Source organism: Cryobacterium zongtaii, from assembly GCF_002909375.1.
Taxonomy (GTDB): Bacteria; Actinomycetota; Actinomycetes; order Actinomycetales; family Microbacteriaceae; genus Cryobacterium; species Cryobacterium zongtaii.
Genome location: NZ_PPXD01000001.1, coordinates 140,227 through 166,367, shown reverse-complemented (window position 1 = coordinate 166,367; position 26,141 = coordinate 140,227). Strand labels below are relative to the sequence as shown.

Below are 26,141 nucleotides of genomic sequence, written 5' to 3'. Positions count from 1 at the left end.
GCGAATCCGCCTTAGATCCCGCCGTCCACCGACCGGATCACCGGCAGATCCTCGTCGGGCACCAGCACCGCGGTGTCCCGGTTGAGCGACTCGCCGCGGAAGAACGGCTTGGCGCCGGCGAAGAACGACCAGACGACCATCAGCAGCACCCCGAACAACAGCGACCCGACGCCGACCACGAAGACACCGCCGACGCCGAACAGGACCGTGTAACCGTAGTCGGGGTCGAGCATGTCCCACACCGAGAACCCGAACGCCGCGGTGAGCAGCAGCGACCCGAGCAGCGGGAAAACGAAGCGCATCCAGGCGTTGCGCCAGCTGGTGAACAGGTCGTGCCGGAAGTACCAGACGCAGGCGTAGCCGGTGATGGCGTAGTAGAACGCGATCGCCAGGCCCAGGGAGAGGATGATGTCGTTGAGGATGTTGGAGCTGACCAGGGTCATTCCCACGTAGAAGGCCACCGCCACGATGCCCATGATCAGGGTGGAGAACGACGGGGTGTGGAAGCGCGGGTGCACCTGGGTGAACCGGCTCGGCAGGGCCTTGTAGACGGCCATCGCGAGGGTTCCCCGGGCGGTGGGCAGGATGGTGGTCTGGGTCGACGAGATCGCCGAGATCATCACGGCGGCCACGAGCAGCCAGGCCCACGGCCCGAACACGGCGTCCTTGAGAGCAAAGAAGACGTCATCGGCGTTGCCCTCGTTGCCGAGGCCGAATCCCTCGGTGCCGAGGCCGGCGTAGGCCATCGCCGCGACGGCGACGCCCACGTAGGTGACCAGCAGGATGATCGTGGTCAGCACCGCCGCCTGGCCCGGGATCCGTTTGGGATCCTTGGTCTCCTCGTTCAGCGACAGGCAGGTGTCCCAGCCCCAGTAGATGAACAGGGCCAGCAGCACGCCCTCGACAAGGCCGGAGAACGAGGTGAGGGCGAACGGGTTGAACCACTCCGCCTGCGGGGTGGTCGAGCCGGCCGGGGCAGAGCCGTCGAACACCGCCCACAGGGTGAACACCGTGAAGAGGATCAGCGCCAGGTACTGGAAGCCCAGCAGCACGTTCTGCAGCTTTTCGCCGATCTCGATGCCCCGGTAGCTCACCCACACCATCAGCGCGATGAACACTACGCCGGTGAGGGTCACGAGAAGCGCGTTCTCGGCCAGGTCCGGCGCCACCAGCAACCAGAAGTAGATGCCGCCGATCTGGGCGAGGTTGCCGAGCACCACGATGCCGGCCACCGCCACACCCCAGCCGCCCATCCAGCCCACCCACGGGCCGAACGCCTTGGTCGCCCAGGTGAACGTCGTGCCGCAGTCGGGGATGTCCCGGTTCAGCTCCCGGTAGGCGAACGCCACCAGCAGCATCGGGATGAACGCGATGACGAACACCACGGGGGCCTGCGCACCCACGGCGAGCACCACAAAACCCAGCGTGGCGGCCAGGGAGTACACCGGGGCCGTCGAGGCGAGCCCGATGACCGTGGAGCCGAATAGGCCCAGTGTTCCGGCGGCCAGGCCCTTGCCCGAGGCGGGGGCGGGCTCGGGCCGGACCGGGGCCGTGGCGTCGTTGCGGGACATGGTCCTCCGATCGAAGGCCGCGGCATCCGCTTGTGCGGGTACACGCGTGCGTGCATAGTACTCGCCGCCCCGCGCGCGACAAAGGGCCCGCCGGATCGGCGGGCCCTTTGTCGTTCGGTGCGGTCTACAGCGCGGCGAGGACCTCGCGCAGCAGGGTCGCGGTCTCGCTCGGCGTCTTGCCGACCTTGACCCCGGCGGCCTCGAGGGCCTCCTTCTTTCCCTGCGCGGTTCCTGCCCCGTCGGAGACGATGGCGCCGGCGTGGCCCATGGTCTTGCCCTCCGGTGCGGTGAAGCCGGCCACGTAGCCCACGACGGGCTTGGTGACGTGTGCCTTGATGTACTCGGCGGCCTTCTCCTCGGCGTCGCCGCCGATCTCGCCGATCATGACGATCGCGAGGGTCTCCGGGTCGGCCTCGAACGCGGCGAGCGCGTCGATGTGGGTGGTGCCGATGATCGGGTCGCCGCCGATGCCGATGGCGGTGGAGAAGCCCAGGTCGCGCAGCTCGTACATCATCTGGTAGGTCAGGGTGCCCGACTTGGAGACCAGGCCGACCGGTCCCTTGCCGGTGATGTTCGCCGGCGTGATGCCCACGAGCGCCTCACCGGGCGTGATGATGCCGGGGCAGTTCGGCCCGATGATCCGGGTCTTGTTGCCCTTCTCCTGGGCGTAGGCCCAGAACTCGGCGGAGTCCTGCACGGGCACGCCCTCGGTGATGATCACGAGCAGGCCGATTTCGGCGTCGATCGCTTCGAGAACAGCGTCCTTGGTGAAGGCCGGCGGCACGAACGCGATGGAGACATCCGCGCCGGTCTTCTCCATGGCTTCGGCAACCGTGCCGAAGACGGGCAGTTCGACGTCGCCGTGGGTGACGGTGGTGCCGGCCTTGCGGGCGTTGACGCCGCCGACGATCTGGGTACCGGCCTTGAGCATCAGGGCGGTGTGCTTGGTGCCCTCGCCGCCGGTGATGCCCTGAACGATGACCTTGGAGTCCTTGTTGAGGAAGATTGACATTCTGTTCCCTTACTTCGCGGCGTTGGCGAGTTCGGCGGCCTTGGCGGCGCCCTCGTCCATGGTGGCGGCCAGGGTGACCAGCGGGTGGTTGGCCTCGTTGAGGATGCGGCGGCCTTCTTCGACGTTGTTGCCGTCGAGGCGCACCACGAGGGGCTTGTTCGCGGCGTCGCCGAGGGTGGCGAGCGCGCCGACGATGCCGTGGGCCACGGCGTCGCAGGCGGTGATGCCGCCGAAGACGTTGACGAAGACGCTCTTGACCTGCGGGTCACCGAGAATCACGTCGAGGCCGGCGGCCATGACGGCAGCCGATGCTCCGCCGCCGATGTCGAGGAAGTTGGCCGGCTTGACGCCGCCGTGCTCCTCGCCGGCGTAGGCGACAACGTCGAGGGTGGACATGACCAGCCCGGCGCCGTTGCCGATGATGCCGACCTCGCCGTCGAGCTTCACGTAGTTGAGGTCGTTCTGCTTGGCCTTGGCCTCGAGCGGGTCGGCGGCGGCCTTGTCCTCGAGCGCGGCGTGGCCCGGGTGGCGGAAGCCGGCGTTCTCGTCGATGGTGACCTTGCCGTCCAGGGCGATGATGTCGCCCTCTTCGGTGAGCACCAGCGGGTTGACCTCGACGAGGGTGGCGTCTTCGCCCGCGAACACGCTGTACAGCTGCACGAAGACCGGGGCGACCTTGTCAACCAGCTCGGCCGGGAACTTCGCCTGGACGGCGATTTCCTTGGCCTTGGCCAGGTCGATGCCGGCGGTGGGGTCGATGGCCACGTAGGCGAGAGCCTCGGGCTTCTCCACCGCGAGAACCTCGATCTCCACGCCGCCTTCGTAGCTGGCGAGCGAGAGGTAGGAGCGGTTGGAGCGGTCCAGCAGCACGGAGAAGTAGAACTCCTGCTTGATGCGGGCTCCCCCGGCGACCATCACCCGGTGCACGGTGTGCCCCTTGATGTCCAGGCCCAGGATGGCGCGCCCGGCGGCTTCGGCTTCATCCGGGGTCTTGGCGACCTTCACGCCGCCGGCCTTGCCGCGGCCGCCGACCTTGACCTGCGCCTTGACGACGACGACACCGCCGAGCTTCTCGGCTGCGGCGCGCACCTCCTCGGGCGTGTCTGCGATGATGCCCGGCAGAACCGGGACTCCATACTGCTCAAACAGGTCTCTGGCCTGGTATTCGTAAAGATCCACGCTGCTCTTCCAATCCGCGTCATAGCGTTCCGTGCATGGGGTAGGTGTGGTCTGGCTCCCGGCGCGAAACTAGCTCGACGTCGAGAGATACTGACCATCTCAAACTCTACCTTCTCAGATGAGCGGCCGTGCCCGCTGGTCGAGCGCCGGTATTCTGGGCCCATGCCGTATCGCAATGCCAGCCTCGCCCTCGTTTCGCTTGCGGCAGGTCTGGATGCGGCCATGCTGCTGCTCTTCGTGGTGATCGGTCGGGCCAGCCACGGTGAGGGCCTCTGGGGCGTGCTGGGCACCTTGTGGCCGTTCCTGGCCGGTCTGGTCGTTGCCTGGCTGGTTCTGACGGCCCGGCGCACACCGCTGCGGATCGTCTGGACCGGGGTGGGCGTGTGGCTGATCACCGTAGTCGTGGCGATGCTGCTACGAGTCGTCAGCGGTCAGGGCGTGCAGCTCAGCTTTGTGATTGTGACCTTCCTCGTCCTCGGGGTGTTCCTGCTCGGTTGGCGCGCCATCGCGCTGCTGGTGCAACGCCAGCGCCGCCGCGGCGCATCCGTAGAGGGCTCCCGCGTCGCCGGTTGAGCCTGCCCTCGCGGGTTGAGCTTGTCGAAACCCGGTGACGTGCCTGCGATACCCGGCCCGCTCGCGCGCCCCGACCCCGCCGATGCCCTGTGCCCGGCCGCCGGGCTGGGCCACAATATCTGCGAACGGTTCGCTCGCCCGGGCATCCCCGGGTGGCCCGACCCCGCAGGAGGATCACTCATGAGCACCCTGTCGATCGACCCGAAGACCCTGGCCGAGGAGGCCTACCTCTACCTGTACCCGCTGGTGTTGATGGAGGTCACCCGGCAGCAGAGCATCAACACGGCGCCGGGACGGATCTTCGGCCGGGGTCCCGAGAACACCTTCGTGCATACCCGCAGCTTCCCGGCGGCCGAGTTCCGCGACGTCGTGCGGCCCAACTTCGACACCCTGTATTCGATCGCCTGGCTCGAGCTCGGCGCGGGCCCTGTCGTGATCCACCTGCCCGACACAGCCGACCGCTACTACCTGTTGCCCCTGATCGACATGTGGACCGAGGTCTTCGCCAACCCGGGCAAGCGCACCACGGGGACCGCGGCGCTGGACATCCTCGTGGTGCCGCCCGGCTGGTCGGGCGAGCCGCCGGACGGCCACGCGCTCATCCAGGCGCCCACCCCGCACGTCTGGGTCGTGGGCCGGTTCCAGACCAACGGTGTCGACGACTACCCGGTGGTGCGGGCGCTGCAAGACCAGCTGTCGCTCACCCTGCCGCCGGAATACGTGGAGTTTCCGCTCGACCCGACGGTGGACTCAACCACTCCGCCGTTGCGCACGGTGGCCCAGCTGAGCGGCGTGGAGTTCTTCCGCCGCGCCGCCTCGGCGTTGCGGACCGTGCCGGTGCACGGGACCGACTTCTCGGTCCTGGCCCGGATCCGGCACCTCGGCATCGTGCCGGGTCTGTCCTTCGACAGCGCGCGGCTGGATGCGGCGGACACCGCGTTGTTGGAGGACGGGGTGGCCGAGGCCAGGGCGACCATGCTGGCCACCCTGCCGCTGCTGGGCCGGCGCGTGAACGGCTGGTTGCTCAACGTGGAGACCATGGGCAACTACGGCAACGACTACCTCAAGCGCGCCGTGGTCGCGCTGGTGGGCCTCGGCGCGAACCCGCCGGAGGACGCGGTCTACCCGATCCTCATGACGGATGCCGACGGCCGGCCCCTCGACGGCGGGAACCGCTATCGGCTGCATTTCGAGAGGCACGAGCTGCCGCCCGTCGACGCGTTCTGGTCCCTGACCATGTACGACGCGGACGGTTTCCCGGCCGCCAACCCGATCGACAGGTACGCGATCGGCGACAGGGATGCGCTGCACTACAACGCCGACGGGTCCCTCGACCTGATCCTGCAGCACGAGCGACCGGCGGATGACTTGATCGCCAACTGGCTGCCGGCGCCGCTGGGGCCGCTCGGGGTGACGATGCGCCTGTACGGCCCTCGCCGCGAGGTGCTCGACGGCGCCTGGGTGCCCCCGGCGGTCACCCGGCTTGAGGTAAGGAAAAGGTGACTTTACCAGGACGGGATCGGACGCAGCATCCCTTTTTTTAGACGGATGTCCTGATAAACGGCCGTCAGCCGCACGAGGCCCCGCACGAGCAAGTCGCCCAGGCGCGACGCTGCCGAACCGTCCCACCAGGGTCAGCGGTCCACGGACTCGTCATCGTCAATGTCGTCGCCGAGGTCGACGAGCCGGTTGTCGGCGTCGTCGCCCCACTCGTCGGTGGTCTCCACGTCGGTCGGCGCGATGTCCTCGGCGTCGGGAAGCAGCTCTTCGTCCGCGGGGATCTCAAGGTCGTCGACGACGCGGTTATCGTCGAGCGCCTCGGGGTCGTGCGGCCACAGGCCGTCGGAATCCTGGGTCATGATCGAACCTCCTTCGGACGCGCGCCGACGCTGAACGTTGCGGGTATCGGGTGACCGGGACGGCTGCAGCGCGCGGGTCCCGGTGCAGGACACCGTACCGTCGTCGGTGGTCGGCGACAAGGCGTCGGTGGCCGCCCACACGGCACGGGTCAGAGTGGCGCGCCGGCGCGCCGGGCCAGGCCCGCGCGGGTGGCGACCACGATCACCAGGGCGACGGCGCCGCCCAGAACCGTTTCCACGACCCTGTCGACCAGAAGGTCCGACACCGGCACCGGGCTGCCCAGGTGGGCCACCGTCAGCGCCAGCGGGGTGATGAACAGCAGCGCGGCACCGTAGTGTTTGCCCACCAGGATCTCGGCGCCGAACTGGCCGATCGCGATCACCAGGATCAGCACCCAGACGGGCGGACCCGGCAACAGCACCAACCCCGTCACCAGGACCCCGAGCGCGGTGCCGAAAATACGGTGGAACGCGCGGGAGGTGGAGTGCCTGGCGCCGGGCGGCGGCAAGACTGCGACCACGCTCACCACGGCCCAGTACGGATGACCGACGCCCACGAGAATGGCCAGGCCACCGGCGACCAGGCTGCCCACCACCATCTGCCCGATCGACAGCCAGACCCGGCCGTCACGGTACGCGGTCGGGTTGAGGCGGGGCTGCCTCGGCAGCTGCTTGAACAGCGGGGCCGACCGCTCCGGCGCGGCCCTGCGCAGCAGAGCGCCCGACATCGTCACCAGCCAAGCGAAGGCGGCACCGGCCACGCCAACGAGCAGCCGGGTCAGCACCTGGTCGGGCTCGGTGGGCACCTGGGCGCACACCGTGTAGGCGAACACGAAGAACAGCGGTGTGCCGGGGAACAGTCCCATCGTGTTGACCAGCAGCACTCCGAGAACCAACACCACGATCAGGCCCAGCGTCAGCAGGCCGAGCGGCGCCCCGAGCGCCGCCAACAGCAACCCGAAACCGATGCTGCCGACCATCCCCACGGCCGCCACGCTCACCGACCTGGCCCGCAGCCGGTACGGTTCGCTGCGTCCGAACAGGGCCGTCATGCCGCCGAACGAGGCGTACACGGCCCAGTCGATGCGCCCGGCGAGCACCAGCACGATGAGCGGAATCACCATAGCCAGCGTCGCCCGGGTGGCGACCTCCAGGTCGAGGGCGCGCAGGGACCGCGCCCACTGCCTCAGTGTCTCGGGCCGGGAGCGGGCACCCGCTGAATCGTCGTGGTGTGGCGCCGTCACTCGATCTTCTCGATCGGGGCGATCTTGATCAAGAGCTTCTTCGCCCCGCTGGTGTCGAACTGCACGTGCGCGATGCGTTTGGTGCCTTCGCCGGTGACCTGGTTGACCTTGCCGTCACCGAAGTCGACGTGACGGATGCGGTCTCCCGCGTTCAGGCTGAGGTCACCGTTGTCGCGCACCTGCGCGGTAACCCGGTTGGCCCACTCGGTCTTCGGCTTTGGTGCCGGCGGCAGCTGGCCCGGGGTGCCGCTGCGGCTGCCGAAGCCGCCGCCGTCGCGGCGCGCGTTGAGCGCCCGGGGCTGGGTGCCGCCGCGGGAATTGGCCATGCCGGGCGACTGTTTCCAGTCGATCAGCGTGGCCGGGATCTCCTGCAGGTAGCGGCTGGGCATGGCCACGTTGACCTCGCCGAACTGGGCGCGGGTCATCGCCAGCGACAGGTAGAGCCGCTGCCGGGCCCGGGTGATGCCCACGTAGAAGAGACGCCGTTCCTCGGCGGGCCCGCCGGGTTCACCGGCCGACATCTGGTGCGGCAGCAGCCCCTCCTCGACGCCGGTGAGGAACACGGCCTCGTATTCGAGGCCCTTGGCGGTGTGCAGCGTCATCAGCGACACGGTACCGGAGGCGTCGTCGAGGTCGTCGGCGGCCGCGACGAGGGACACCTGGGTGAGGAAGTCGACCAGGCCGGCGTCGGGGTTCGCCCGGTTGAAGTCCTTGGTCTGGGCGACGAGCTCCTCGATGTTCTCCGCCCGCACCTCGTCCTGCGCATCGCGGCTGGCGCGCAGCACGGCGAGCAGACCGCTGCCGTCGAGCAGGAAGGTGAGCAGGTCGCTGACGTTGGCGGCTCCGGCCGGGTTCTCCGGGTCCATCATGAGGGCGGCCGAATCGAGCAGGGTTGCCAGCTGCAGAATCGCGCCGGTCACCTTGGGCCCCAGGCCCAGCCCGCCGGAGTCGCGCATGGCCTGGCGGAAGGAGATGCCGTTGGTCTCGGCGAAGCTGGCCAGCTGGGTTTCGGTGGCCGGGCCGATGCCGCGCTTGGGGGTGTTCAGGATGCGGCGGAGCGCCAGTTCGTCCAGCGGGTTGGCGACGGCGACGAGGTAGGCCAGCGCATCCTTGATCTCGGCGCGTTCGTAGAACTTGGTGCCGCCGACGACGCGGTACGGCACTGCGGCGCGCACCAGGATTTCTTCCAGCGCACGGGTCTGCGCGTTGGTGCGGTAGAACACCGCCATGTCGCGGTAGGCCATACCGGCGCGGTGCAGCACCTCGATCTCGTCGGCCACGAACTGGGCCTCGTCGTGCCCGTTGTACGCGGTGTAGCCCACGATCTTCTCGCCGTCGCCGCCGGCGCTCCAGAGCCGCTTCTCGCGGCGGTCGAAGTTGTTGCCGATCACGGCGTTCGCGGCCGAGAGGATGTTCTGGGTGGAGCGGTAGTTCTGCTCGAGCAGGATCACCTTGGTGCCGGGAAAGTCCCGTTCGAACTCGGTGATGTTGCGGCTGGAGGCGCCGCGGAACGCGTAGATGGACTGGTCGGAGTCGCCGACGACGGTCAGCGACGCACCGGGGATCTGGCCGGAGGCGTCCTGCAGGTTCTTGACGTGCAGGCCCGCATCCTCCATGTCGTCGGCCAGTTCGGCGTCGACAGGGCGGGTGAGCTCACGCACCAGCGCGTACTGGGCGTGGTTGGTGTCCTGGTATTCGTCGACCAGGATGTGCCGGAACCGGCGCCGGTACAGTGCCGCGACCTTGGGGAAGGCCCGGAACAGGAACACGGTCTCGCCGATCAGGTCGTCGAAGTCGAGGGCGCTGGCCGCGCGCAGCCGCCGCGTGTACTGGCGGAAGATCTCGACGAACATGACCTCCTGCGGGTCGCTCATGTTCGCGTTGCGGGCGTAGGAATCGACATCCGCCAGCTCGTTCTTGAGCTTGGAGATCTTGGACGCCACGTTGCCGGGTGTGAAGCCGAGGGTGTCCGCGTCGAGCTGTTTGATGATGCGCTTGATGGTGACCTTGGAGTCGGCCGAATCGTAGATGCTGAAGTTCGCCGACAGCCCCGCGCTCTCGGCCTCGCGGCGCAGGATGCGCACGCAGGAGGAGTGGAAGGTGCTGATCCACATGCCGTCGGATGCCTGACCGAGCAGGGCCTTCACTCGTTCGCGCATCTCGGCGGCGGCCTTGTTGGTGAACGTGATCGCCAGGATCTGGCTGGGCCACGCCTCGCGGGTCTCGATCAGGCCGGCGACCCGGCGGGTGAGCACGCTGGTCTTGCCCGAGCCGGCGCCCGCGACGATCAGCAGGGCCGGGCCGCGGTACTTGACGGCCTCGAGCTGCTGCGGGTTGAGGCCGTCGAAGAGCGGGCTCTGCTGCTCGGAACCGGCGTCGGGGCCCGCTCGTCCGTCGAGGATGATCGGGGTCGCGGACGACCTGGTCGCGGGGGCGTTGGGCAGGTCTGGAGACAAAGTCATGGCCAGCCAATTCTAAGCGCAGCCGCCGACATCCGCCCCGCGGCGGGTAGGGGATCAGGCGGGTGAGAGCGGATGCGGCAGCCCGGCGGGCAGCCCGTCGCGCACGTGTACCGCCAGGTCGGGCTGGTCGGCGAAGACCCCGTCGATGCCGGTGTCCATGATGGTGCGGAACTCGGCCTGCCAGTTGCCGAAGTCGGCCTTGCGGGTGCCGACCCTGAAGCTGGGGGCCAGGAACCGGTTCTCCGGTCGCAGCGTCCAGGTGTAGATCGCCAGGCCGGCGGCGTGGGCGGCGTCCACCAGGTCTGAGGCGCCGTCGATGTTGCCGTCGGCGCCGGTGTGCAGGATGAGGGATTTGGGCACGCTGATGCCGTCGAGCTGGTGGCCGAGCTGGTACAGCGCCAGGTCGGTGAGGTAATCCGCGTAGGTGGTGGCCCGGTCGCCGAACCTGGCAACGAGATCGGCGGGTGCTCCGCTGGCCTCGAGCAGGAACACCCGACGGCCGAAGACGCCGCGCGCCTGCACCTGGGCCAGCACCGTGCGTTCGAAGCTCTCGATGGTGAGCCGGCCCTCCCCGGTGTTCCAGCCGGCCTCGTTGACCTCGGCGGCGAACAGTTCGTCCAGCGGCAGCCCGATGGACTCGAAGTAGCTGGCGTGCTTGATCTCGGCGACAACGCCGAGCTCCCGATCCAACGGCGCCTCCACCCGATCGACCAGACGGAACACGTCGCGCAGCCGCAGGATCGGGAAGAGTCCGTCGAAGCTGGCGCTCAGGCCGCGCAGGGCGGGCAGCCGCTCGCGGGCGCGCAGGGTGCGCAGCTCCGCCCAGGTGAAGTCCTCGGTGAACCAGCCGGTCATGGCGACACCGTCGATCACCTTCTCCGTGCGGCGGCCGGCGAATTCGGGGTGGGAGGCCACATCCGTCGTGCCGGAGATCTCGTTCTCGTGCCGCACTACCAGCACGCCGTCCTTGGTGGCGACGATGTCGGGCTCGACGGCGTCGGCGCCCAGGGCGAACGCGAGCCTGTAGGCGGCTTCGGTGTGCTCCGGGCGGTAGCCGCTGGCACCGCGGTGAGCGATCACGAGGGGTGGCATGTCCCAAGGTTAGCCAAGGCCTGCCAGAATCTTGTGTTGTGACCACCTGGATCGACCCGACACCCCGCGTGCGCTGGGGCGACCCCCGATGGCGGTATGCGGTGGGCCTCCTGATGATCCTGCTCGGCGCGGCCCTGACCAACATGGTCAGCACCTACAGTCTGTGGTTCGTCCTGGTCGGGCCCTGCGCGCAGCTGCTCGGCTGGCTGATCCTGCCCGGTGCCCTCTGGCGCCGGCTGGTCGTGATCCTGCCGTGCCTGCTGGCCGCGCTCGTGCTCATCGCCGGCCCGGATTTTGCGGGAGCATTCGCGGTGTTGCTGGCCGGATGGCTGTTCGCCCGGCACCGGCCGGGGCGCAGCTATCTGGCCCTGATCCCGGTGATCGTCCTGAGCTTCGTGCTCAAGGGCGCCCTTAACGAGTACAGCCAGCACTGGATCGGGCTGCTGAGCGGTTCTCTGGCCAGTGTGGCCTGCGCCTGGTTGGGCTGGGCGCTGGCGCTCTGGCGTCAACGCGAGATGGCCGCCGGGCCCGCCGCAGCCACCGTTCACGACCCGGTCAAGGCTGAGTAGACTCTCAGCAAACTACGGGTTGATCCGGTAGATTTGTGGCACAGACTCGCGCGTCGGACACCGGCGCGCACCCCTCACCAGCTGATTGTTAGGCAGGAAACCATGGCTACCTCCAACCCCGCATTTAGAAACGCCGCGTTCGGCGCTCCCGGCGCCGTTGCTACGTCCAAGGTGCTCTCCGACAACGACCTGCAGGCGCTCTACAACTCGCCCTCCGCCGGTTCGCAGGACACCGACCGGATGACCTACGAGGACACCATCGGGAAGACCGTCCTGGCCTTCGCGATCCTGCTGGCCGCCGCGGCGACAGCGTGGGTGCTCACCCCGGTGATGCCGTTCCTGGTCATCCTCGGTGGGATCGGCGGGCTCGTGCTCGGCCTGGTCAACGCCTTCAAGAAAGAGCCGTCGCCGCCCCTGATCCTCGCCTACGCCGCGCTTGAGGGACTGTTCGTCGGTGGCATCTCCCGCATCTTCGAGCAGATCGCCCCCGGGGTCGTCGTGCAGGCCGTCATCGCCACCCTCGTGGTTGTCGGTGTCACCCTGGCGCTGTTCTCCAGCGGCAAGATCCGCGCCTCGAAGCGGGCCACCAAGGTGTTCCTCGTCGCGATGGTCGGCTACGCGGTCTTCTCCCTGGTCAACTTCGGCATGATGATGTTCGGCGCCGTCGACGGTGCGTTCGGCATGCGCAGCGGCACCATCGCGATCGCCGGTTTCGAGATCAAGCTGGGCCTGCTCATCGGTGTGCTGGCCGTGCTGATGGCGGCGTACTCCCTCGTGCTCGACTTCGACTTCATCCAGAAGGGCGTCAACAACCGCGCTCCCCGCAAGTACGGCTGGAGTGGCGCGTTCGGCATCATGGTCACGGTCGTCTGGCTCTACATCGAGCTGCTGCGCATCTTCATGATCGCCCGCGAGTAGTACTCCCCCGCACACCCCGAAAGGGCCGGCCCACCTCGGGCCGGCCCTTTCGTCGTCTCGCAGGCGCCAGCGCCCAGTTTGGGCCAAGCGGGCAAGGCACCGTTATGCGGGTGGCGCGCCACCCGCAGAGCGGCGCCTGACCCGCATACCGCGCCCGTGGCCCCCTAACGACGGAAGCACCCTCGCGCAAGGCGAGGGTGCTTCCGGCACAACTACGGGAGCGGCGGAACGCCTACTCCCATTCGATGGTCCCCGGCGGCTTCGACGTGACGTCGAGAACCACGCGGTTGACCCCGTCGACCTCGTTGGTGATGCGGTTGGAGATCTTCGCGAGCAGGTCGTACGGCAGGCGGGTCCAGTCGGCCGTCATGGCGTCCTCGGAGGACACCGGGCGCAGCACGATCGGGTGACCGTAGGTGCGACCGTCGCCCTGCACGCCCACCGAACGCACGTCGGCGAGCAGCACCACGGGGCACTGCCAGATCTCCCGGTCAAGGCCCGCGGCGGTCAGTTCGGCGCGCACGATCGCATCGGCCTGGCGCAGCAGGTCCAGACGCTCCTGGGTTACCTCGCCGACGATGCGGATGCCCAGGCCGGGTCCGGGGAACGGCTGGCGTTGCACGATCTCGGCGGGCAGACCCAGCTCGGCGCCGATGGCCCGCACCTCGTCCTTGAACAGGGCGCGCAGCGGCTCGACCAGCTCGAACTGCAGGTCCTCTGGCAGGCCGCCCACGTTGTGGTGACTCTTGATGTTGGCGGTGCCGCTGCCGCCGCCGGACTCGACGACGTCGGGGTACAGGGTGCCCTGCACGAGGAAGCGGATCGGGTCGCCGTCGATCTCCGCGGCCTCCTTGATGAGCTCGGCCTGAGCCTGCTCGAAGGTGCGGATGAACTCGCGGCCGATGATCTTGCGCTTGGTCTCCGGGTCGCTGACGCCGGCCAGCGCGTTGATGAACTGCTCGCGCACATCCACCGTGACCAGGCGGATGCCGGTGGCCTTGACGTAGTCTTCTTCGACCTGGCGGCGCTCATCCTCGCGCAGCAGGCCGTGGTCCACGAACACACAAACCAGCTGGTCGCCGATGGCCTTGTGCACCAGGGCGGCGGCGACGGCGGAATCGACCCCGCCGGAGAGACCGCAGATGACCTTGCCCGTGCCCACCTGAGCCTGAATCAGCGCGACCTGCTCCGCGATGACGTTGCCGCTGTTCCAGTCGGCGGGGATGCCGGCGGCGCGGTGCAGGAAGTTCTCCAGCACGTGCTGGCCGTGCGCGGAGTGCTTGACCTCGGGGTGCCACTGCACGCCGTAGAGCTGGCGTTCGTCATTGGCGAACGCGGCCACAGGGGTCGACACCGTGGAGGCGAGCACCGTGAAGCCGTCGGGGGCCTTGGACACCGAGTCGCCGTGGCTCATCCACACGGTCTGCTCGGCGGGCTGGTCGGCGAGCAGCGCGTTGGTGCTGTCGGAGACAACCACCGGGGTGGAACCGTATTCGCGCTGGCCGGTGTGCGAGACCTCGCCGCCGAGGGCGGTGGCCATCACCTGGAAGCCGTAGCAGATGCCCAGCACCGGGATGCCGAGGTCGAAGATCGCCGGGTCGAAGGCGGGGGCACCCTCGGCGTAGACGCTGGACGGTCCGCCGGAGAGCACGATGCCGATCGGGTTCTTCTCGGCGACCTCCGCGGCGGTGATCGAGTGCGCCACGATCTCCGAGTACACGGATGCCTCGCGCACGCGCCGGGCGATCAACTGCGCGTACTGCGCGCCGAAGTCCACCACGAGCACCGGGCGGCTGATGCCGGAGGTGGCAACGGAAGCGGCGCCTTCCTCGGTTCCGATCAGGTTCTCCAGGCCCTCAGCGCCCTCGGCGCCGTCGGCGCCCACGACGTCCATCGGGTTCACGGCGCTCATGCGCGGACCCCGCTTTCGACGGCGGCGACGGGGTGCGCGGCGAGATATGCCTTGACCCGCTGGCCGACCTTAGCTTCGAGGAAGAAGGACAGGAATGGGATGATGCCTCCGAGTGCGATGAGTAGGAAGGTGGGGAAAGGCCAGCGCATGATGCTCCAGATGCGGAAATCGGCGAACAGATACAGAACGTAGAACCAGCCGTGCACCATCAGCAGTCCGGTGCTCAGATTGACGGCCGTCACGGTGCCATCCGGCACCAGGGCCAGGAAACCGTTCGGGCCGCCGGCTTCAAGCTCGGTGCCGAAGAGGTACTTGGCGATCACCTCGGCGCAGAGCAGTAGCAGCAGAACACCGGTGATGATCGACGAGACCTGGTACAGCCGAAGCGCACCGGGGATTCTGGGCAGGTCGGCGGGCTTGGGTTCAAGTGGCATGGGCTAATTCTACGGGGCGTTGGCGTGCGACCGGTCGGTGCCAGCGGCCGGGCCGGCTGCCTCGTCCGGCGTACCGGCGGCGTCCTCGGCCGCATCGGCAGCGGCGACCTCGGCCTCCTCGGTTTCGCGCTCCCAGGCATCCCGCACCAGGCGGTACCAGAGGAACACGGCGAAGCCGGCGAAGACGACCCACTCGAGGGCGTAGAAGATGTTCAGCCAGTTCAGCGGAACCTCCACTTCGGGCTCCGGGGAATCGATGACCGTCAGACCGTCGGGGGCGACGGTGTCGACGATGTAGCCCTGGTAGACGGACTGGTCGGACCAGTTGGCCCAGAGGTTGATCAGCGCCGCGGTGGACACCGTGGTCATCGTGTGCGGGTCGGCGTCTTCGTCGGGCAGCGCGGGCGCCTCGGACGAGAGGAACCGGCCGGTGAGCGGCTGCAGGGACAGGATCGACATCTGTGTGGCGAGCCGTTCGCGGACCGCGGCCGCTTGGTCGGCGTCGGCGGTCCAGCCGCGGGCCACCGCGATGCTGGCACCCTCATCGGTGACGAAGTGGCTGACTATCCAGAAACCGGATTCGCCGCCGTTGTGTCGGCCGCTGATGATCTGCTCGTCACCGGCCACGAACGAGCCGATCGTCTCGATCATCTGGCCCTCCGCGACCTTCGCGGGCGGCCCATCCGGTGACACCGTGTCTTTGAGAGGTTGCACGGTCTCGGTGGTGCGCTCGATGACCTCGCCGGACGAGATGGCGCGGGCCAGCTGCCACTGGCCGAGGGCAGCGAAGGCGCCGGCGATGGCCAACGCCAGCAGCAGCGCGGCGATCCACCGGGGACGCACCATCATGCGAATCATGAGTAATCACCCGTCTGGTCGTCCTGGCCGGCCTGGTCGGTCTTTTTCTTGGGGGTCGGGTACGTGTCGGAGATGAAGTCCACCATCGGGTCGCCGGATTTCTGGTCGTGGGTGACCGCCTCAACCAGAGCGATCTCTTCGGCGCGCATGGCGTCTCGCTCCGGGGTGCGGGTGGGCGGATGCGCCGCTCGGGAGCGCCGGCTGAGGGCGGCGCCGATCTTCTCCGAGTTGGCGGTGAACAGGGGGCCGAGGATCGCCATGGTCAGCACGTAGAGGCCCGCGAAGGGTTGCAGCCGCGGGTCAAGGCCGGCGCTGACCGACAGGGTTGCCAGGATCAGGGTGAACTCGCCGCGGTTGACGAAGATCGCGGCGGTGTTCAGTCCTTCGCGCAGCCCCATCTGGTGCATCCGGGCCAGCAGCGCGCCCGAGGCCAGGCTGAGCGCGAAGGTCATCACGATGGCGATGCCCACCAGGACGATGACCGAGCCGAATTCGGCCACGTTCAGCGCCAGGCCGAAGTTGAGGAAGAAGAACGCCCCGAAGACGTCACGCAGCGGCACCGCCACCCGTTCGATGCGGCCCCGGTAGGTGCTCGCGCCCAGGACCACGCCGATGAGGAATGCGCCGATGGCGTCGGTGACGCCGATGATCTCGCCGATGCCGGCGAAGAGCACGGCCAGGCCGAAGAACAGGATGGTGAAGAGTTCGTCGTCCTTGGTGCGCATCAGTCTGGACACGACCCGGCCGCCCCACCGGGCGACGGAGAACATCACCACGAGGAACAGGAACGCGATGCCCAGTTGCAGCACGATCGGCCAGATCTCGGTCTTGCCGCTGAGCACCACGGACACGATGGCCAGGTACACGGCGATGAAGATGTCACCGACGACGGTCACCCCGAGGATCATCGGGGTTTCCTTGTTGGCCAGCCGTCGCAGTTCGATGAGCAGTTTGGTGATGATCGCACTGGACGAGGTGCCGGTCATGCCCGCGATGACCAGGGCTTCCCTGGCCCCCCAGCCTGTCATCAGGCCGAACGCGAACCCGGCGCCCATGTTGATCAGGATCCACGAGCCGCCGGAGATCAGCAGTTTTCCGGCGTCGCCGAAGAAGGCCTCCTGGTCGAACTCGAGCCCCAGGCTGAACAGGAGCAGGATGAGCCCGAAGACCGCGATCAGTTCGATGTCGGCCGAATTGAAGTCCAGCGGGAACCATCCGGTGTACGGGCTGGCCAGCAGGCCCACGATCATGTAGATCGGGATCGACGGCAGGCCGATCAGTTTGCCCAACCGGCCGAGCACGTAGGCCACCACGAGCAGGATGCCCAGGGTGAGGAGATCTTCACCGAGGTGCATCGGCTACCCTCCTGGCGGCGCGTCGACGGGCTTGGACGTGATCGCACCGGTGCGGAAGAAGGCGAAGGCCTTCGCCACCTTCTCGGGAGAGCCGGCCACGACGAGGGTGTCGCCGGGGAAGACCTTGAAGTCGGGCGCGGGCGCCGGGTTGGCGGATTCGCCGCGCACCACGGCCACCACCGTGAGCCCGGCGATGCCGCGCTCGGCGGGGTTGCCCAGCGGCTGGCCGGCGATGTGGTCTTCGTAGTCCACGGTGAACCAGTCGATGCTGAGCCCGGGGATCTGGTCGAGCGCGGTGAGCGACTCGGTGATCTGGGTGCCGCCGAGCAGTTCGGCGAGGGTGTGCGCCTCGTCCTCGCTCAGGCGCAGCGACACCTTGCTGGCGTCGGGGCCACCCTCGTCGTCGGCGAAGGTGATCAGATCGCTGTGACCGGAGCGGTGCGCGATGACACCGACCTTGCCGCCGTCGTCGGTGATGAAGGTGTGCAGTACACCCACACCGGGGAGCTTGACCCGTCGAACGTCAACCATGGTGCGACTCCTGAAGGCTTGAGGGCGGTCTAGTCATTCTACCGGAGCGTGTTCGCCGGTCGGGCGGGCCGCGGCAACGGCGCATCCGCTCGGCTCGTGGCTGGGTTCGGCGCCGCGCCCGGCGGATGCCCTCCCCACGGTCAGCGCGCCCCCTGCGGCGTGGCGCGCCCGCTGTAGCGGGCGCGAGCGGCAACAGGAGGTGCGGTGACCAGGGGACGGGCCATTCGGCGCACCCCGTACCGTCTATGGCGCGCGGGATCGCACTGAGGAGGCCTAGTGCACAGCTCGGGATGACCCGGAAAAGTGCACAGATGTCGCCCTCCGACACAGGCGGGCACCACGCTCCACGAGCCTGGCTGCATGACCACCACGCCATCGGGCACCCTGGACATTCTGGCCGCGCTGTCCAGCCACAGCGGACTGATCCTCGCGAGCGACGCGTCGCGAGTCGGCCTTCAACGGGAGCTCCGGCAGGAGTTCGACAGACACACCGTCATCCGTCTCCGCCGAGGGGTGTACGTGCTCACCGCAGAGTGGGATGCCCTGGGTGCGGATGAGCGCTACCTCCGCCGGATCCATGCCCACGCCGCCGTCGCGGAGACGCCGGCCGTCTACTCGCACTACTCCGCTGCCGCGATCTGGGGCTTGCCTGTGGTCGGGGCCCGGCCCACGGAGATTCACCTGGCCACTCCGGCAGCGACCGGCGGACGGTCCCGGCGCGGCATAGTCCGTCATCCTCAGGAGCACAACCTCGAGGTCATCGAGCATGCGGGGCTGCGTGTCACCTCCGTTCCGACCACCGCGGTCGCGCTGGCCAGGGTGCTCCGCTTCGGCCAGGCAGTGGCGGTGATGGACAAGGCTATCCACGAACCGCGCGACGGTGACGCGTTGGCCACCAGACACGACCTTGACCGAGCGTTCGCGCAACTCGGCCGTGTTCCCGGCCGCGCCGCGGCGGGCCGCGCGCTGGAGTTCGCCTCGCCGCTCTCCGGCTCAACGGGCGAATCGATCAGTCGCGCGGGCATCTTCCTGCTCGGTTTTCTCCTCCCGGAGCTGCAGACACCGCACTGGGATCGGGACGGACTGATCGGGTTCAGCGACTTCTTCTGGCGGGGCATCGGCAGGGTCGGCGAATTCGACGGCCACGGCAAGTATCTGCGCGACGAGTTCACCCACGGGCGTACCGCTGCCGACATCGTCATCGCCGAGAAGGTCAGGGAAGACCGACTGCGCGCGTTGGGCCTGGGCGTGTTCCGGTGGGACTGGCCGATCGCCACATCCCTCGAGGCCTTGGGCGACCTCCTCACCCGCAACGGGATCCCCCGCGCCCCCCGCGCCCCCCGAGCCCATCGCCGCGCGCCCAATACGGCGTCGCCGCACCCCGTGTGGCGCGGCGCCCCCGCTACAGCGGGTGCGCCCGGCCACAGGAGGTGCGGCGCGCCGCAGCGGATGCGGCGAACGCGGCGTCCGCGTCGCCCGATCCACGGCCGCGGGCTCAGCTCGTCACGATGTCCGGCGCCTCCAACCGCACCCGGTCGGCGGATTCGTCGTCAGGCTGGGTCTGCGAGGCCCGCTCGGCGGCGACCCGCTTGAGGTAGATCGACACCTCCCGCTCCTCACGCTCGGTGTCCCAGCCGAGCACCTCGGCCAACAGCCGGGCGGCGACGGGTGCCGCGGACACCCCGCGGTCCCAGGCCTCGATGGAGATGCGGGTGCGTCGGGCGAGCACGTCCTCGAGGTGCAGCGCGCCCATGTGGGTGGCGGCGTACACAACCTCGGCCTGGATGTAGTCGTCGGCGCCGGGCAACGGGTCGGCCAGCTCCGGCTTCTCCTTGATCAGGTCGAGTAGTTCGTCGGTGAGGGTGCCGTAGCGGTTGAGCAGGTGCTCGATGCGCACGGTGTGCAGGTTGAACGCATGGGCGATCTTGCCGCGCTTGTTCCACGCCGCCCGGTAGCCCTCGGCGCCGAGCAGCGGGATCTCCTTGGTCGTGGACGGCGGAACCAGCCCGTCGAGGGCATCCACCGCGGCGTCGATCGCGTCCTTGGCCATCACCCTGTAGGTGGTCCACTTGCCGCCGGCGATCACGACCAGGCCGGGCACCGAGTGCCCGACGAGGTGCTCGCGGGAGAGCTTGGAGGTCTGCTCGGACTCCCCCGCCAGCAGCGGCCGGAGGCCGGCGTAGACACCCTCCACGTCTTCCCGGGTCAGCGGCACCTGCAGCACGGCGTTGACGTGTTCGAGCAGGTAGTCGATGTCCGCGGCCGTGGCGGCCGGATGCGCCTTGTCCAGGTGCCAGTCGGTGTCGGTGGTGCCGATCAGCCAGTGCCGGCCCCACGGGATCACGAAGAGCACGCTCTTCTCGGTGCGCAGCAGCAGGCCCATCGACGACTGGAACCTGTCCCGCGGCACGACGAGGTGGATGCCCTTGGACGCGCGCACCTTGAAGGTGCCGCGTTCGCCGACCATCCGCTGGGTGTCGTCGGTCCAGACGCCGGTGGCGTTGACGACCTGCTTGGCCCGCACCTCGAAGCGCTCCCCGGTCTGCAGGTCGTGCGCCTGCACGCCGACGACCCGTTCGCCCACCTTGAGGAAACCCTCCACCCGCACCCGGCTGGCCACGTGGGCGCCGTAGGCCGATGCCGTGCGCGCCAGCGACGCCACGTAGAGTGCGTCATCGACCTGAGCGTCGTAGTAGGTGATGCCGCCGACGAGGGCGCCGTGGCTGAGGCTGGGCACCAGCTTCGCCACCTGGCTGCGGCTGAGGTGGCGGTGGTGCGGCACGCCGGGCCGACCGCCGATATAGGAGAGCACGTCGTAGAGCAGCATCCCGGCGCCCACATAGCCGCGTTCGACGACCCGCTTCTGCAACGGGTAGAGAAAGCGCACCGGCTTGACCAGGTGCGGGGCGATGCGCTTGAGCAGCAGACCGCGTTCGGTGAGGGCCTCCCGCACCAGCCGAAAGTCGAGCTGTTCCAGGTAGCGGATGCCGCCGTGCACGAGCTTCGACGAGCGGCTGGAGGTACCCGACGCCCAGTCTCTGGCCTCGAGCATGCCCACGCTCAGCCCGCGGGTGACGGCATCCAGCGCGCTGCCGGTGCCGACGATGCCGCCGCCGACCACGAGAATGTCGAGTTCCTTGGATTTGAGGCGTTCGATCGCCGCCGCGCGTTCCTCAGGTCCGAGCTTCGTGGACCTGGTCACCGAGTTATCGTGCGTCATCTGCAAACTCCCATCGCCATCGGTGGTGCTTGCTTCGACGCTAGTTCACTCAGTACGGCGCGACAACTACCTCAACCCGCTGAAATTCCTTGATTCCGCTGTAGCCGGTGGTCGCCATCGAGCGGCGCAGGGCGCCGACCAGGTTAGCGGTGCCGTCGGCGACCGGTGCCGGTCCGTAGAGGATCGCCTCGAGCGGGGCGACGGTGCCGACCTCCACGCGCTTGCCGCGGGGCAGCTGCGAGTGGTGCGCTTCGGCACCCCAGTGGAAACCGCCGCCGGGGGCGTCGGTGGCGCGGGCCAGGGCGGTACCGAGCATCACGGCATCCGCACCGCAGGCGATGGCCTTGACGATGTCGCCGGAGGTGCTCAGCCCGCCGTCGGCGATGACGTGCACGTAGCGGCCGCCGGATTCGTCCATGTAGTCGCGTCGGGCGCCGGCGACGTCGGCCACGGCGGTGGCCATGGGGGCGTGGATACCGAGGCTGGTGCGGGTGGTGGACGCCGCGCCGCCGCCGAAGCCGACGAGCACGCCGGCCGCGCCGGTGCGCATCAGGTGCAGCGCCGCGGTGTAGGTGGCGGCGCCGCCGACGATGACGGGCACGTCGAGGTCGTAGATGAACTTCTTGAGATTCAGCGGCTCCTGGTTGCGCGAGACGTGCTCGGCGCTGACCGTGGTGCCGCGGATGACGAAGAGGTCGACGCCGGCGGCGACGACGGTCTCATAGAGCTCCTGGGTGCGCTGCGGCGACAGGGCGGCCGCGACGGTGACGCCGGCGGCGCGGATCTCGGCGAGACGCTCGGTGACCAGGGCCGGCTTGATCGGCTCGGCGTAGATCTCCTGCATGCGCGCCGTGGTCTTGTCGGCGGGCAGCTCACGGATCTCGGCCAGCAGCGGCTCCGGGTTCTCGTACCGGGTCCAGAGTCCCTCGAGGTCCAGGACACCGAGGCCGCCCAGCTGGCCCATCATGATCGCCGTCGTCGGGGAGACGACGGAGTCCATCGGGGCGGCAAGGAACGGGATGTCGAACTGGTACGCGTCGATGGACCAGCCGACCGACACATCCTCGGGGTCACGGGTGCGCCGACTGGGCACCACCGCGATGTCGTCGAAGGCGTATACGCGGCGTGCGCGCTTGGACCGGCCGATTTCGATTTCCATACTCACCCGCTCAGTTTAGTCGCAGCCCGCACTCAGCCCCGCCCCCGACCCTTCTGTTGCCAAAACGGACATGTGCGCCCGGCGTACCGGGCGCACATGTCCGTTAGGGCAACAGTTGCGAGATGTTAGCGGCGGTAGTTGGGCGCCTCAACCACGATCTGCACGTCGTGGGGGTGGCTCTCCTTCAGGCCCGCGGCGGTGATGCGCACGAACTTGCCCTTCTGCTTGAGCTCGTCAATGGTGCGCGCACCCACGTAGAACATCGACTGGCGCAGCCCGCCGATGAGCTGGTACGCCACGTTCGACACCGGGCCACGGTAGGGCACCTGGCCCTCGATGCCCTCGGGGATGAGCTTGTCGTCGCTGGGCACATCCGACTGGAAGTAACGGTCCTTGGAGTAGGAGGTCTTGTTGCCACGGGTCTGCAGCGCGCCCAGCGATCCCATGCCGCGGTAGGTCTTGAACTGCTTGCCGTTGACGAAGACGAGCTCGCCGGGGCTTTCGTCGCAGCCGGCCAGCAGGGAGCCGAGCATCACTGTGTCGGCGCCGGCGACGAGCGCCTTGGCGATGTCACCGGAGTACTGCAGTCCGCCGTCGGCGATGACCGGCACGCCGGTCTCCCGTGCGGCCAGGGAAGCCTGGTAGACCGCGGTGATCTGAGGCACGCCCACGCCGGCGACAATGCGGGTGGTGCAGATCGAGCCGGGGCCCACGCCCACCTTGATGGCATCCGCGCCCGCGTCGATGAGCGCCTGCGCGCCGGAGCGGGTGGCGACGTTGCCGCCGATGACGTCGACGTCGGCGAAGGCCGAGTCGGACTTCAGCTTGCGGATGATCTCGAGCACGCCGGCACTGTCGCCGTTGGCGGTGTCGACCACGAGAACGTCCACGCCCGCCTCGAGCAGGGCGGATGCCCGGCGCCAGGCGTCACCGAAGAAGCCGATGGCCGCGCCGACGCGCAGGCGCCCGGCGTCGTCCTTGGTGGCGTTGGGGTATTCCTCGCTCTTGTCGAAGTCCTTGACGGTGATCAGGCCGGTCAACCGGCCGGCGTCGTCGACGAGCGGCAGCTTCTCGATCTTGTGGGTGGCGAAGATGGCCACGGCGTCCATGGGGGCCATGCCCACCTTGCCGGTGATCAGCGGCGACGTGGTCATGACCTCGCGCACCCGGGTGGTGTGCTTGGCCACGGCGGAGACGAAGCGCATGTCGCGGTTGGTGATGATGCCCACGAGCACACCGTCGTTGTCGACGACCGGCAGGCCGCTGATGCGGAACTGCCCGCAGAGGGCATCCACCTCGGCCACGGTGGCGTCGGGCGAAGTCGTTACCGGATTGGTAATCATGCCGGATTCGCTGCGCTTGACCAGGTCCACCTGCTCGGCCTGGTCGGCGATCGACAGGTTGCGGTGCAGGATGCCCAGGCCGCCTTCACGAGCCATGGCGATGGCCATGCGGGTCTCGGTGACGGTGTCCATCGCGCTGGACAACAGCGGGGTCGCGACGCTGATTCTGCGGGTTAGCCGGGACTTTGTCTCGGCCTCGCTCGGAATTACGTCGGTGTGACCCGGCAGGAGAAGGACGTCGTCGTAGGTGAGTCCGGTGAAACCGAACGGATCTGGCTGATCCATGAAACCCCTTTTGCATTCGCGGATATGGAAAAAAGTCCGGAAATCCCTGGGATGCAACCGGTACTCAATGTTAAGCGACGATGCGCTTGGCGCATTCCGCGATCCAAAATCGATTGCCCTAAATTCGGCGTACGAAACATATGCGACATAATCGGCACGTACTGTCAGCAAGGTCGCTGGCAGGCAAGTCCGTGCCAGTTCGAATACGCACCGACGGTGCCGCCATGGAGGTGCAGTGAGCAATACACACGCTGTCCGCAGATTCACGCCCAGGATGATGGTGCTGCTTTTCGGCCTACTCCTGGCCGCCCTGACGTTTTCAACGTTCGCGGCGAGCGCGGCTCATGCCGACGAGATCAACACTGACCAGTACGAATATGTGCTCTCGGGAAATGTGCAATTCGGTGGCGAACCCATCGAAGACGTGCTCATCTCCGTTGAAGGCTCCGGCTACGAGGCCGAGGTCGTCACGGATGCCGAGGGCAAGTGGCGCATCGGCGTTCCGGAGAAGGAGACCTACACGGTCACCCTCGACGAGGACACTCTCCCTAAAGGTGTGGTCGTCGCCAAGGGCGGTGCCGAGATCGAAGCCGAGTTCGGCCTCACCGCGTCGAAGTCGGTGAACTTCTTCCTCGGCGAGGGCGAACGCACGACGGTCAGCTTCTTCGACCAGTTCGTGAACCGCTTCGTCAACGGCCTGAACTTCGGTTTGCTGCTGGCCTTGGCCGCGATCGGCATGTCGCTGATCTTCGGCACCACGGGCCTGAGCAACTTCGCGCACGCGGAGATGATCACCTTCGGCGCGTTGGCCACCCTCACCCTCAGCACGACGCTCGGGCTGCCGATCTGGCTGGCGATCCTGTTGGCGATCGCCCTCAGCGGCCTGTTGGGCTTCGGGCTCGACGCCACCATCTGGAAACCCCTGCGGAAGAAGGGCGTCGGGTTGATCCCGCTGATGATCGTCAGCATCGGCCTCTCGCTGGCGCTGCGGTACACCTTCCAGCTGTTCTACGGCGGCGGCACCAGCCAGCTGCCCGGCTCCGGCATGACCGACCTCAAGTTCGGCCCGATCTCGCTGTCGCCGATCGACCTCGCCAGCATGGGTATCAGCATCGTCGTGCTTCTCGCGGTCTCCTACTTCCTGCTGCGCACCCGGATCGGCAAGGCCACCAGGGCCGTTTCCGACAACCCCAGCCTCGCCTCCGCCAGCGGCATCGACGTGGATGGTGTCATCCGCATCGTCTGGATCGTCGGCGGGTCGCTCGCCGGCCTCTCCGGTGTGCTCTGGGCCTACTTCCGGCCGGGGGTCAGTTGGGACATGGGCTTCCAGATCCTGCTGCTGGTCTTCGCTGCCACCACCCTCGGCGGTCTCGGAACGGCGTTCGGCGCCCTCGTGGGATCGATCATCGTGGGCCTGTTCGTCGAGCTGTCGACGCTGTGGATTCCGTCCGACCTGAAATACGTCGGTGCACTTGTCGTTTTGATCCTGGTGCTGCTGCTTCGGCCGCAAGGCATCTTGGGTCGCAAAGAGAGAATTGGCTAGGGGCTGACGATGATCGACTGGGGAGCAATCTTTAGCAACGCGGCCGTCGAGCTGATCAGCCCGACCACCGCCGCCTACGCCCTCGCGGCGTTGGGACTGGCAATTCACTTCGGCTATACCGGCCTGCTCAACTTCGGCCAGGCCGGCTTCATGGCCCTCGGCGCCTATGGGTACGCCATCTCGACCCTCAGCTTCGGCTTCCCGGTCTGGGCGGCGGTGCTCGTCGGGATCGGCGCATCCGTGATCTTCGCGTTGGTTCTGGGTATCCCGACCCTGCGGTTGCGGGCGGACTACCTGGCCATCGTCACCATCGCGGCCGCGGAGATCGTGCGCCTGCTGTTCACGACCAACACCTTCGAACCGATCACCGGTTCGGCCAACGGGCTCAGCGGGTACAAGGGCGGATTCGCTGCCCTCAACCCGATCCCCGACGGCACCTACGGGTTCGGTCCGTTCGAGTACAACGCCTACGACTGGTGGCTGCGCATCGTGGCCTGGACCATCGTGATCCTCGCCTGCCTGTTCACCTGGCAGATCATGCGCAGCCCGTGGGGCCGCGTGATCAAGGGCATCCGCGAGGACGAAGACGCCGTTCGCGCCCTAGGCAAGAACGTGTACTTCTACAAGATGCAGTCACTGATCCTCGGTGGCGTCTTCGGCACCATCGCGGGCATGATCTTCGTGCTGCCGCGTGCCGTGGTGCCGTCGAACTACCAGACCTCGCTGACGTTCTTCGTCTACGCCATCCTGCTGCTCGGTGGAGCGGCGACCATCCTCGGTCCGGTCATCGGCTCGATGGTCTTCTGGGTGCTGCTGTCGTTCTTCTCCGGGTTCATCGCCCGGGCCGTGGAGGCCGGCTGGATCCCGTTCCTGACGAGCATCCAGGCCGGACAGCTGCGTTTCATCCTGGTGGGCGTCGCGATCATGCTCATTGTGATCTACAGACCCCAGGGCATCTTCGGAAACAAGAAGGAGCTGGCTTTTGTCAAGTAACAGTGTTCCCACCGGCAAGCCCGTCAAGA

Annotated in this window: 22 protein-coding genes; 7 read left to right on the top strand and 15 right to left on the bottom strand. The window is 68.0% G+C overall.

The annotated features are described in order from the left end of the window. Positions 1 to 11 precede the first annotated feature (11 nt). The 3 genes from C3B61_RS00830 to sucC form a co-directional block, all read right to left on the bottom strand. On the bottom strand, positions 12 to 1,571 hold the full coding sequence (locus tag C3B61_RS00830) for an APC family permease (RefSeq protein ID WP_103459187.1): 1,560 nt from the start codon (positions 1,569 to 1,571) through the stop codon (positions 12 to 14). Between the two features lie 124 nt (positions 1,572 to 1,695). After that, the gene (gene sucD, locus C3B61_RS00825; protein ID WP_088457117.1) at positions 1,696 to 2,583 is read right to left on the bottom strand and encodes a succinate--CoA ligase subunit alpha; all 888 of its coding nucleotides are present in this window, start codon (positions 2,581 to 2,583) and stop codon (positions 1,696 to 1,698) included. Between the two features lie 9 nt (positions 2,584 to 2,592). Further along, the gene (gene sucC / locus C3B61_RS00820; RefSeq protein ID WP_103432187.1) at positions 2,593 to 3,762 is read right to left on the bottom strand and encodes an ADP-forming succinate--CoA ligase subunit beta; all 1,170 of its coding nucleotides are present in this window, start codon (positions 3,760 to 3,762) and stop codon (positions 2,593 to 2,595) included. Positions 3,763 to 3,924: 162 nt separating this feature from the next. Between sucC and C3B61_RS00815 the strand changes: the two genes are divergently transcribed. Together C3B61_RS00815 and C3B61_RS00810 are read left to right on the top strand one after the other, a co-directional pair. Then, positions 3,925 to 4,335: a DUF3054 domain-containing protein gene (locus C3B61_RS00815; protein WP_103459186.1), complete on the top strand. Its 411-nt coding sequence runs from the start codon at positions 3,925 to 3,927 to the stop codon at positions 4,333 to 4,335. Positions 4,336 to 4,515: 180 nt separating this feature from the next. Beyond that, complete coding sequence (locus C3B61_RS00810) at positions 4,516 to 5,838, top strand: DUF1254 domain-containing protein (protein ID WP_103459185.1); 1,323 nt, start codon at positions 4,516 to 4,518, stop codon at positions 5,836 to 5,838. 131 nt (positions 5,839 to 5,969) lie between these two features. Here C3B61_RS00810 and C3B61_RS19375 read toward each other — a convergent pair whose 3' ends face one another. From C3B61_RS19375 to C3B61_RS00790, 4 genes are all read right to left on the bottom strand, one after another. Beyond that, positions 5,970 to 6,194 carry a hypothetical protein gene (locus C3B61_RS19375; RefSeq protein WP_133160204.1) on the bottom strand — a complete coding sequence of 75 codons (225 nt, stop codon included), beginning with the start codon at positions 6,192 to 6,194 and terminating at the stop codon, positions 5,970 to 5,972. A 149-nt stretch (positions 6,195 to 6,343) separates the two neighbouring features. Beyond that, positions 6,344 to 7,438 (bottom strand): FUSC family protein, encoded by a 1,095-nt coding sequence (locus C3B61_RS00800; RefSeq protein WP_244285796.1) that lies wholly within the window; start codon positions 7,436 to 7,438, stop codon positions 6,344 to 6,346. After that, the gene (locus C3B61_RS00795) at positions 7,435 to 9,900 is read right to left on the bottom strand and encodes an ATP-dependent helicase (RefSeq protein WP_103459183.1); all 2,466 of its coding nucleotides are present in this window, start codon (positions 9,898 to 9,900) and stop codon (positions 7,435 to 7,437) included. The genes C3B61_RS00800 and C3B61_RS00795 overlap by 4 nt, the downstream gene beginning before the upstream one ends. Positions 9,901 to 9,954: 54 nt before the next feature. Beyond that, positions 9,955 to 10,992 carry a glycerophosphodiester phosphodiesterase family protein gene (locus tag C3B61_RS00790; RefSeq protein ID WP_103459182.1) on the bottom strand — a complete coding sequence of 346 codons (1,038 nt, stop codon included), beginning with the start codon at positions 10,990 to 10,992 and terminating at the stop codon, positions 9,955 to 9,957. Positions 10,993 to 11,030: 38 nt separating this feature from the next. On the opposite strand from C3B61_RS00790, the gene C3B61_RS00785 reads away from it, so the two are divergent. Further along, the gene (locus C3B61_RS00785) at positions 11,031 to 11,561 is read left to right on the top strand and encodes a hypothetical protein (protein WP_103459181.1); all 531 of its coding nucleotides are present in this window, start codon (positions 11,031 to 11,033) and stop codon (positions 11,559 to 11,561) included. Positions 11,562 to 11,663: 102 nt separating this feature from the next. Next, positions 11,664 to 12,479, top strand: coding sequence for a Bax inhibitor-1/YccA family protein (locus C3B61_RS00780; RefSeq protein ID WP_103459180.1), 816 nt, complete (start codon positions 11,664 to 11,666; stop codon positions 12,477 to 12,479). A 232-nt stretch (positions 12,480 to 12,711) separates the two neighbouring features. Here C3B61_RS00780 and guaA read toward each other — a convergent pair whose 3' ends face one another. Genes guaA through C3B61_RS00755 form a run of 5 tightly spaced genes read right to left on the bottom strand, consistent with a single transcriptional unit; the run spans position 12,712 to position 17,569 of the window. Then, entirely contained in the window at positions 12,712 to 14,391 is a 1,680-nt protein-coding gene (gene guaA, locus C3B61_RS00775) for a glutamine-hydrolyzing GMP synthase (RefSeq protein WP_279628262.1), read from the bottom strand. Next, positions 14,388 to 14,825 (bottom strand): DUF3817 domain-containing protein, encoded by a 438-nt coding sequence (locus C3B61_RS00770; RefSeq protein ID WP_103432178.1) that lies wholly within the window; start codon positions 14,823 to 14,825, stop codon positions 14,388 to 14,390. The genes guaA and C3B61_RS00770 overlap by 4 nt, the downstream gene beginning before the upstream one ends. 9 nt (positions 14,826 to 14,834) lie before the next feature. After that, entirely contained in the window at positions 14,835 to 15,674 is an 840-nt protein-coding gene (locus tag C3B61_RS00765) for an SURF1 family cytochrome oxidase biogenesis protein (RefSeq protein ID WP_165791105.1), read from the bottom strand. Between the two features lie 5 nt (positions 15,675 to 15,679). Further along, positions 15,680 to 17,038, bottom strand: coding sequence for a cation:proton antiporter (locus C3B61_RS00760; protein ID WP_088457128.1), 1,359 nt, complete (start codon positions 17,036 to 17,038; stop codon positions 15,680 to 15,682). 3 nt (positions 17,039 to 17,041) lie between these two features. Beyond that, positions 17,042 to 17,569 (bottom strand): cation:proton antiporter regulatory subunit, encoded by a 528-nt coding sequence (locus tag C3B61_RS00755; RefSeq protein WP_088457129.1) that lies wholly within the window; start codon positions 17,567 to 17,569, stop codon positions 17,042 to 17,044. A 360-nt stretch (positions 17,570 to 17,929) separates the two neighbouring features. Between C3B61_RS00755 and C3B61_RS00750 the strand changes: the two genes are divergently transcribed. Then, entirely contained in the window at positions 17,930 to 19,162 is a 1,233-nt protein-coding gene (locus C3B61_RS00750) for a hypothetical protein (RefSeq protein WP_103459178.1), read from the top strand. Here C3B61_RS00750 and C3B61_RS00745 read toward each other — a convergent pair. The 3 genes from C3B61_RS00745 to guaB all read right to left on the bottom strand — a co-directional run bounded on the left by C3B61_RS00745 (position 19,065) and on the right by guaB (position 23,576). Then, positions 19,065 to 20,789 carry a glycerol-3-phosphate dehydrogenase/oxidase gene (locus C3B61_RS00745; protein WP_208858745.1) on the bottom strand — a complete coding sequence of 575 codons (1,725 nt, stop codon included), beginning with the start codon at positions 20,787 to 20,789 and terminating at the stop codon, positions 19,065 to 19,067. The two genes, C3B61_RS00750 and C3B61_RS00745, sit on opposite strands and share 98 nt — an antisense overlap. A 49-nt stretch (positions 20,790 to 20,838) precedes the next feature. After that, entirely contained in the window at positions 20,839 to 21,948 is a 1,110-nt protein-coding gene (locus C3B61_RS00740; protein WP_088457132.1) for a GuaB3 family IMP dehydrogenase-related protein, read from the bottom strand. 125 nt (positions 21,949 to 22,073) lie between these two features. Further along, positions 22,074 to 23,576, bottom strand: a complete 1,503-nt coding sequence (gene guaB, locus C3B61_RS00735; RefSeq protein ID WP_103459177.1) for an IMP dehydrogenase — start codon at positions 23,574 to 23,576, stop codon at positions 22,074 to 22,076. Between the two features lie 274 nt (positions 23,577 to 23,850). Here guaB and C3B61_RS00730 point away from each other — a divergent pair, with 274 nt between their 5' ends. Beyond that, positions 23,851 to 25,119, top strand: a complete 1,269-nt coding sequence (locus C3B61_RS00730; RefSeq protein ID WP_208858751.1) for a branched-chain amino acid ABC transporter permease — start codon at positions 23,851 to 23,853, stop codon at positions 25,117 to 25,119. Between the two features lie 12 nt (positions 25,120 to 25,131). Then, positions 25,132 to 26,112: a branched-chain amino acid ABC transporter permease gene (locus C3B61_RS00725; RefSeq protein WP_088458110.1), complete on the top strand. Its 981-nt coding sequence runs from the start codon at positions 25,132 to 25,134 to the stop codon at positions 26,110 to 26,112. The last annotated feature ends 29 nt before the right edge of the window (positions 26,113 to 26,141 follow it).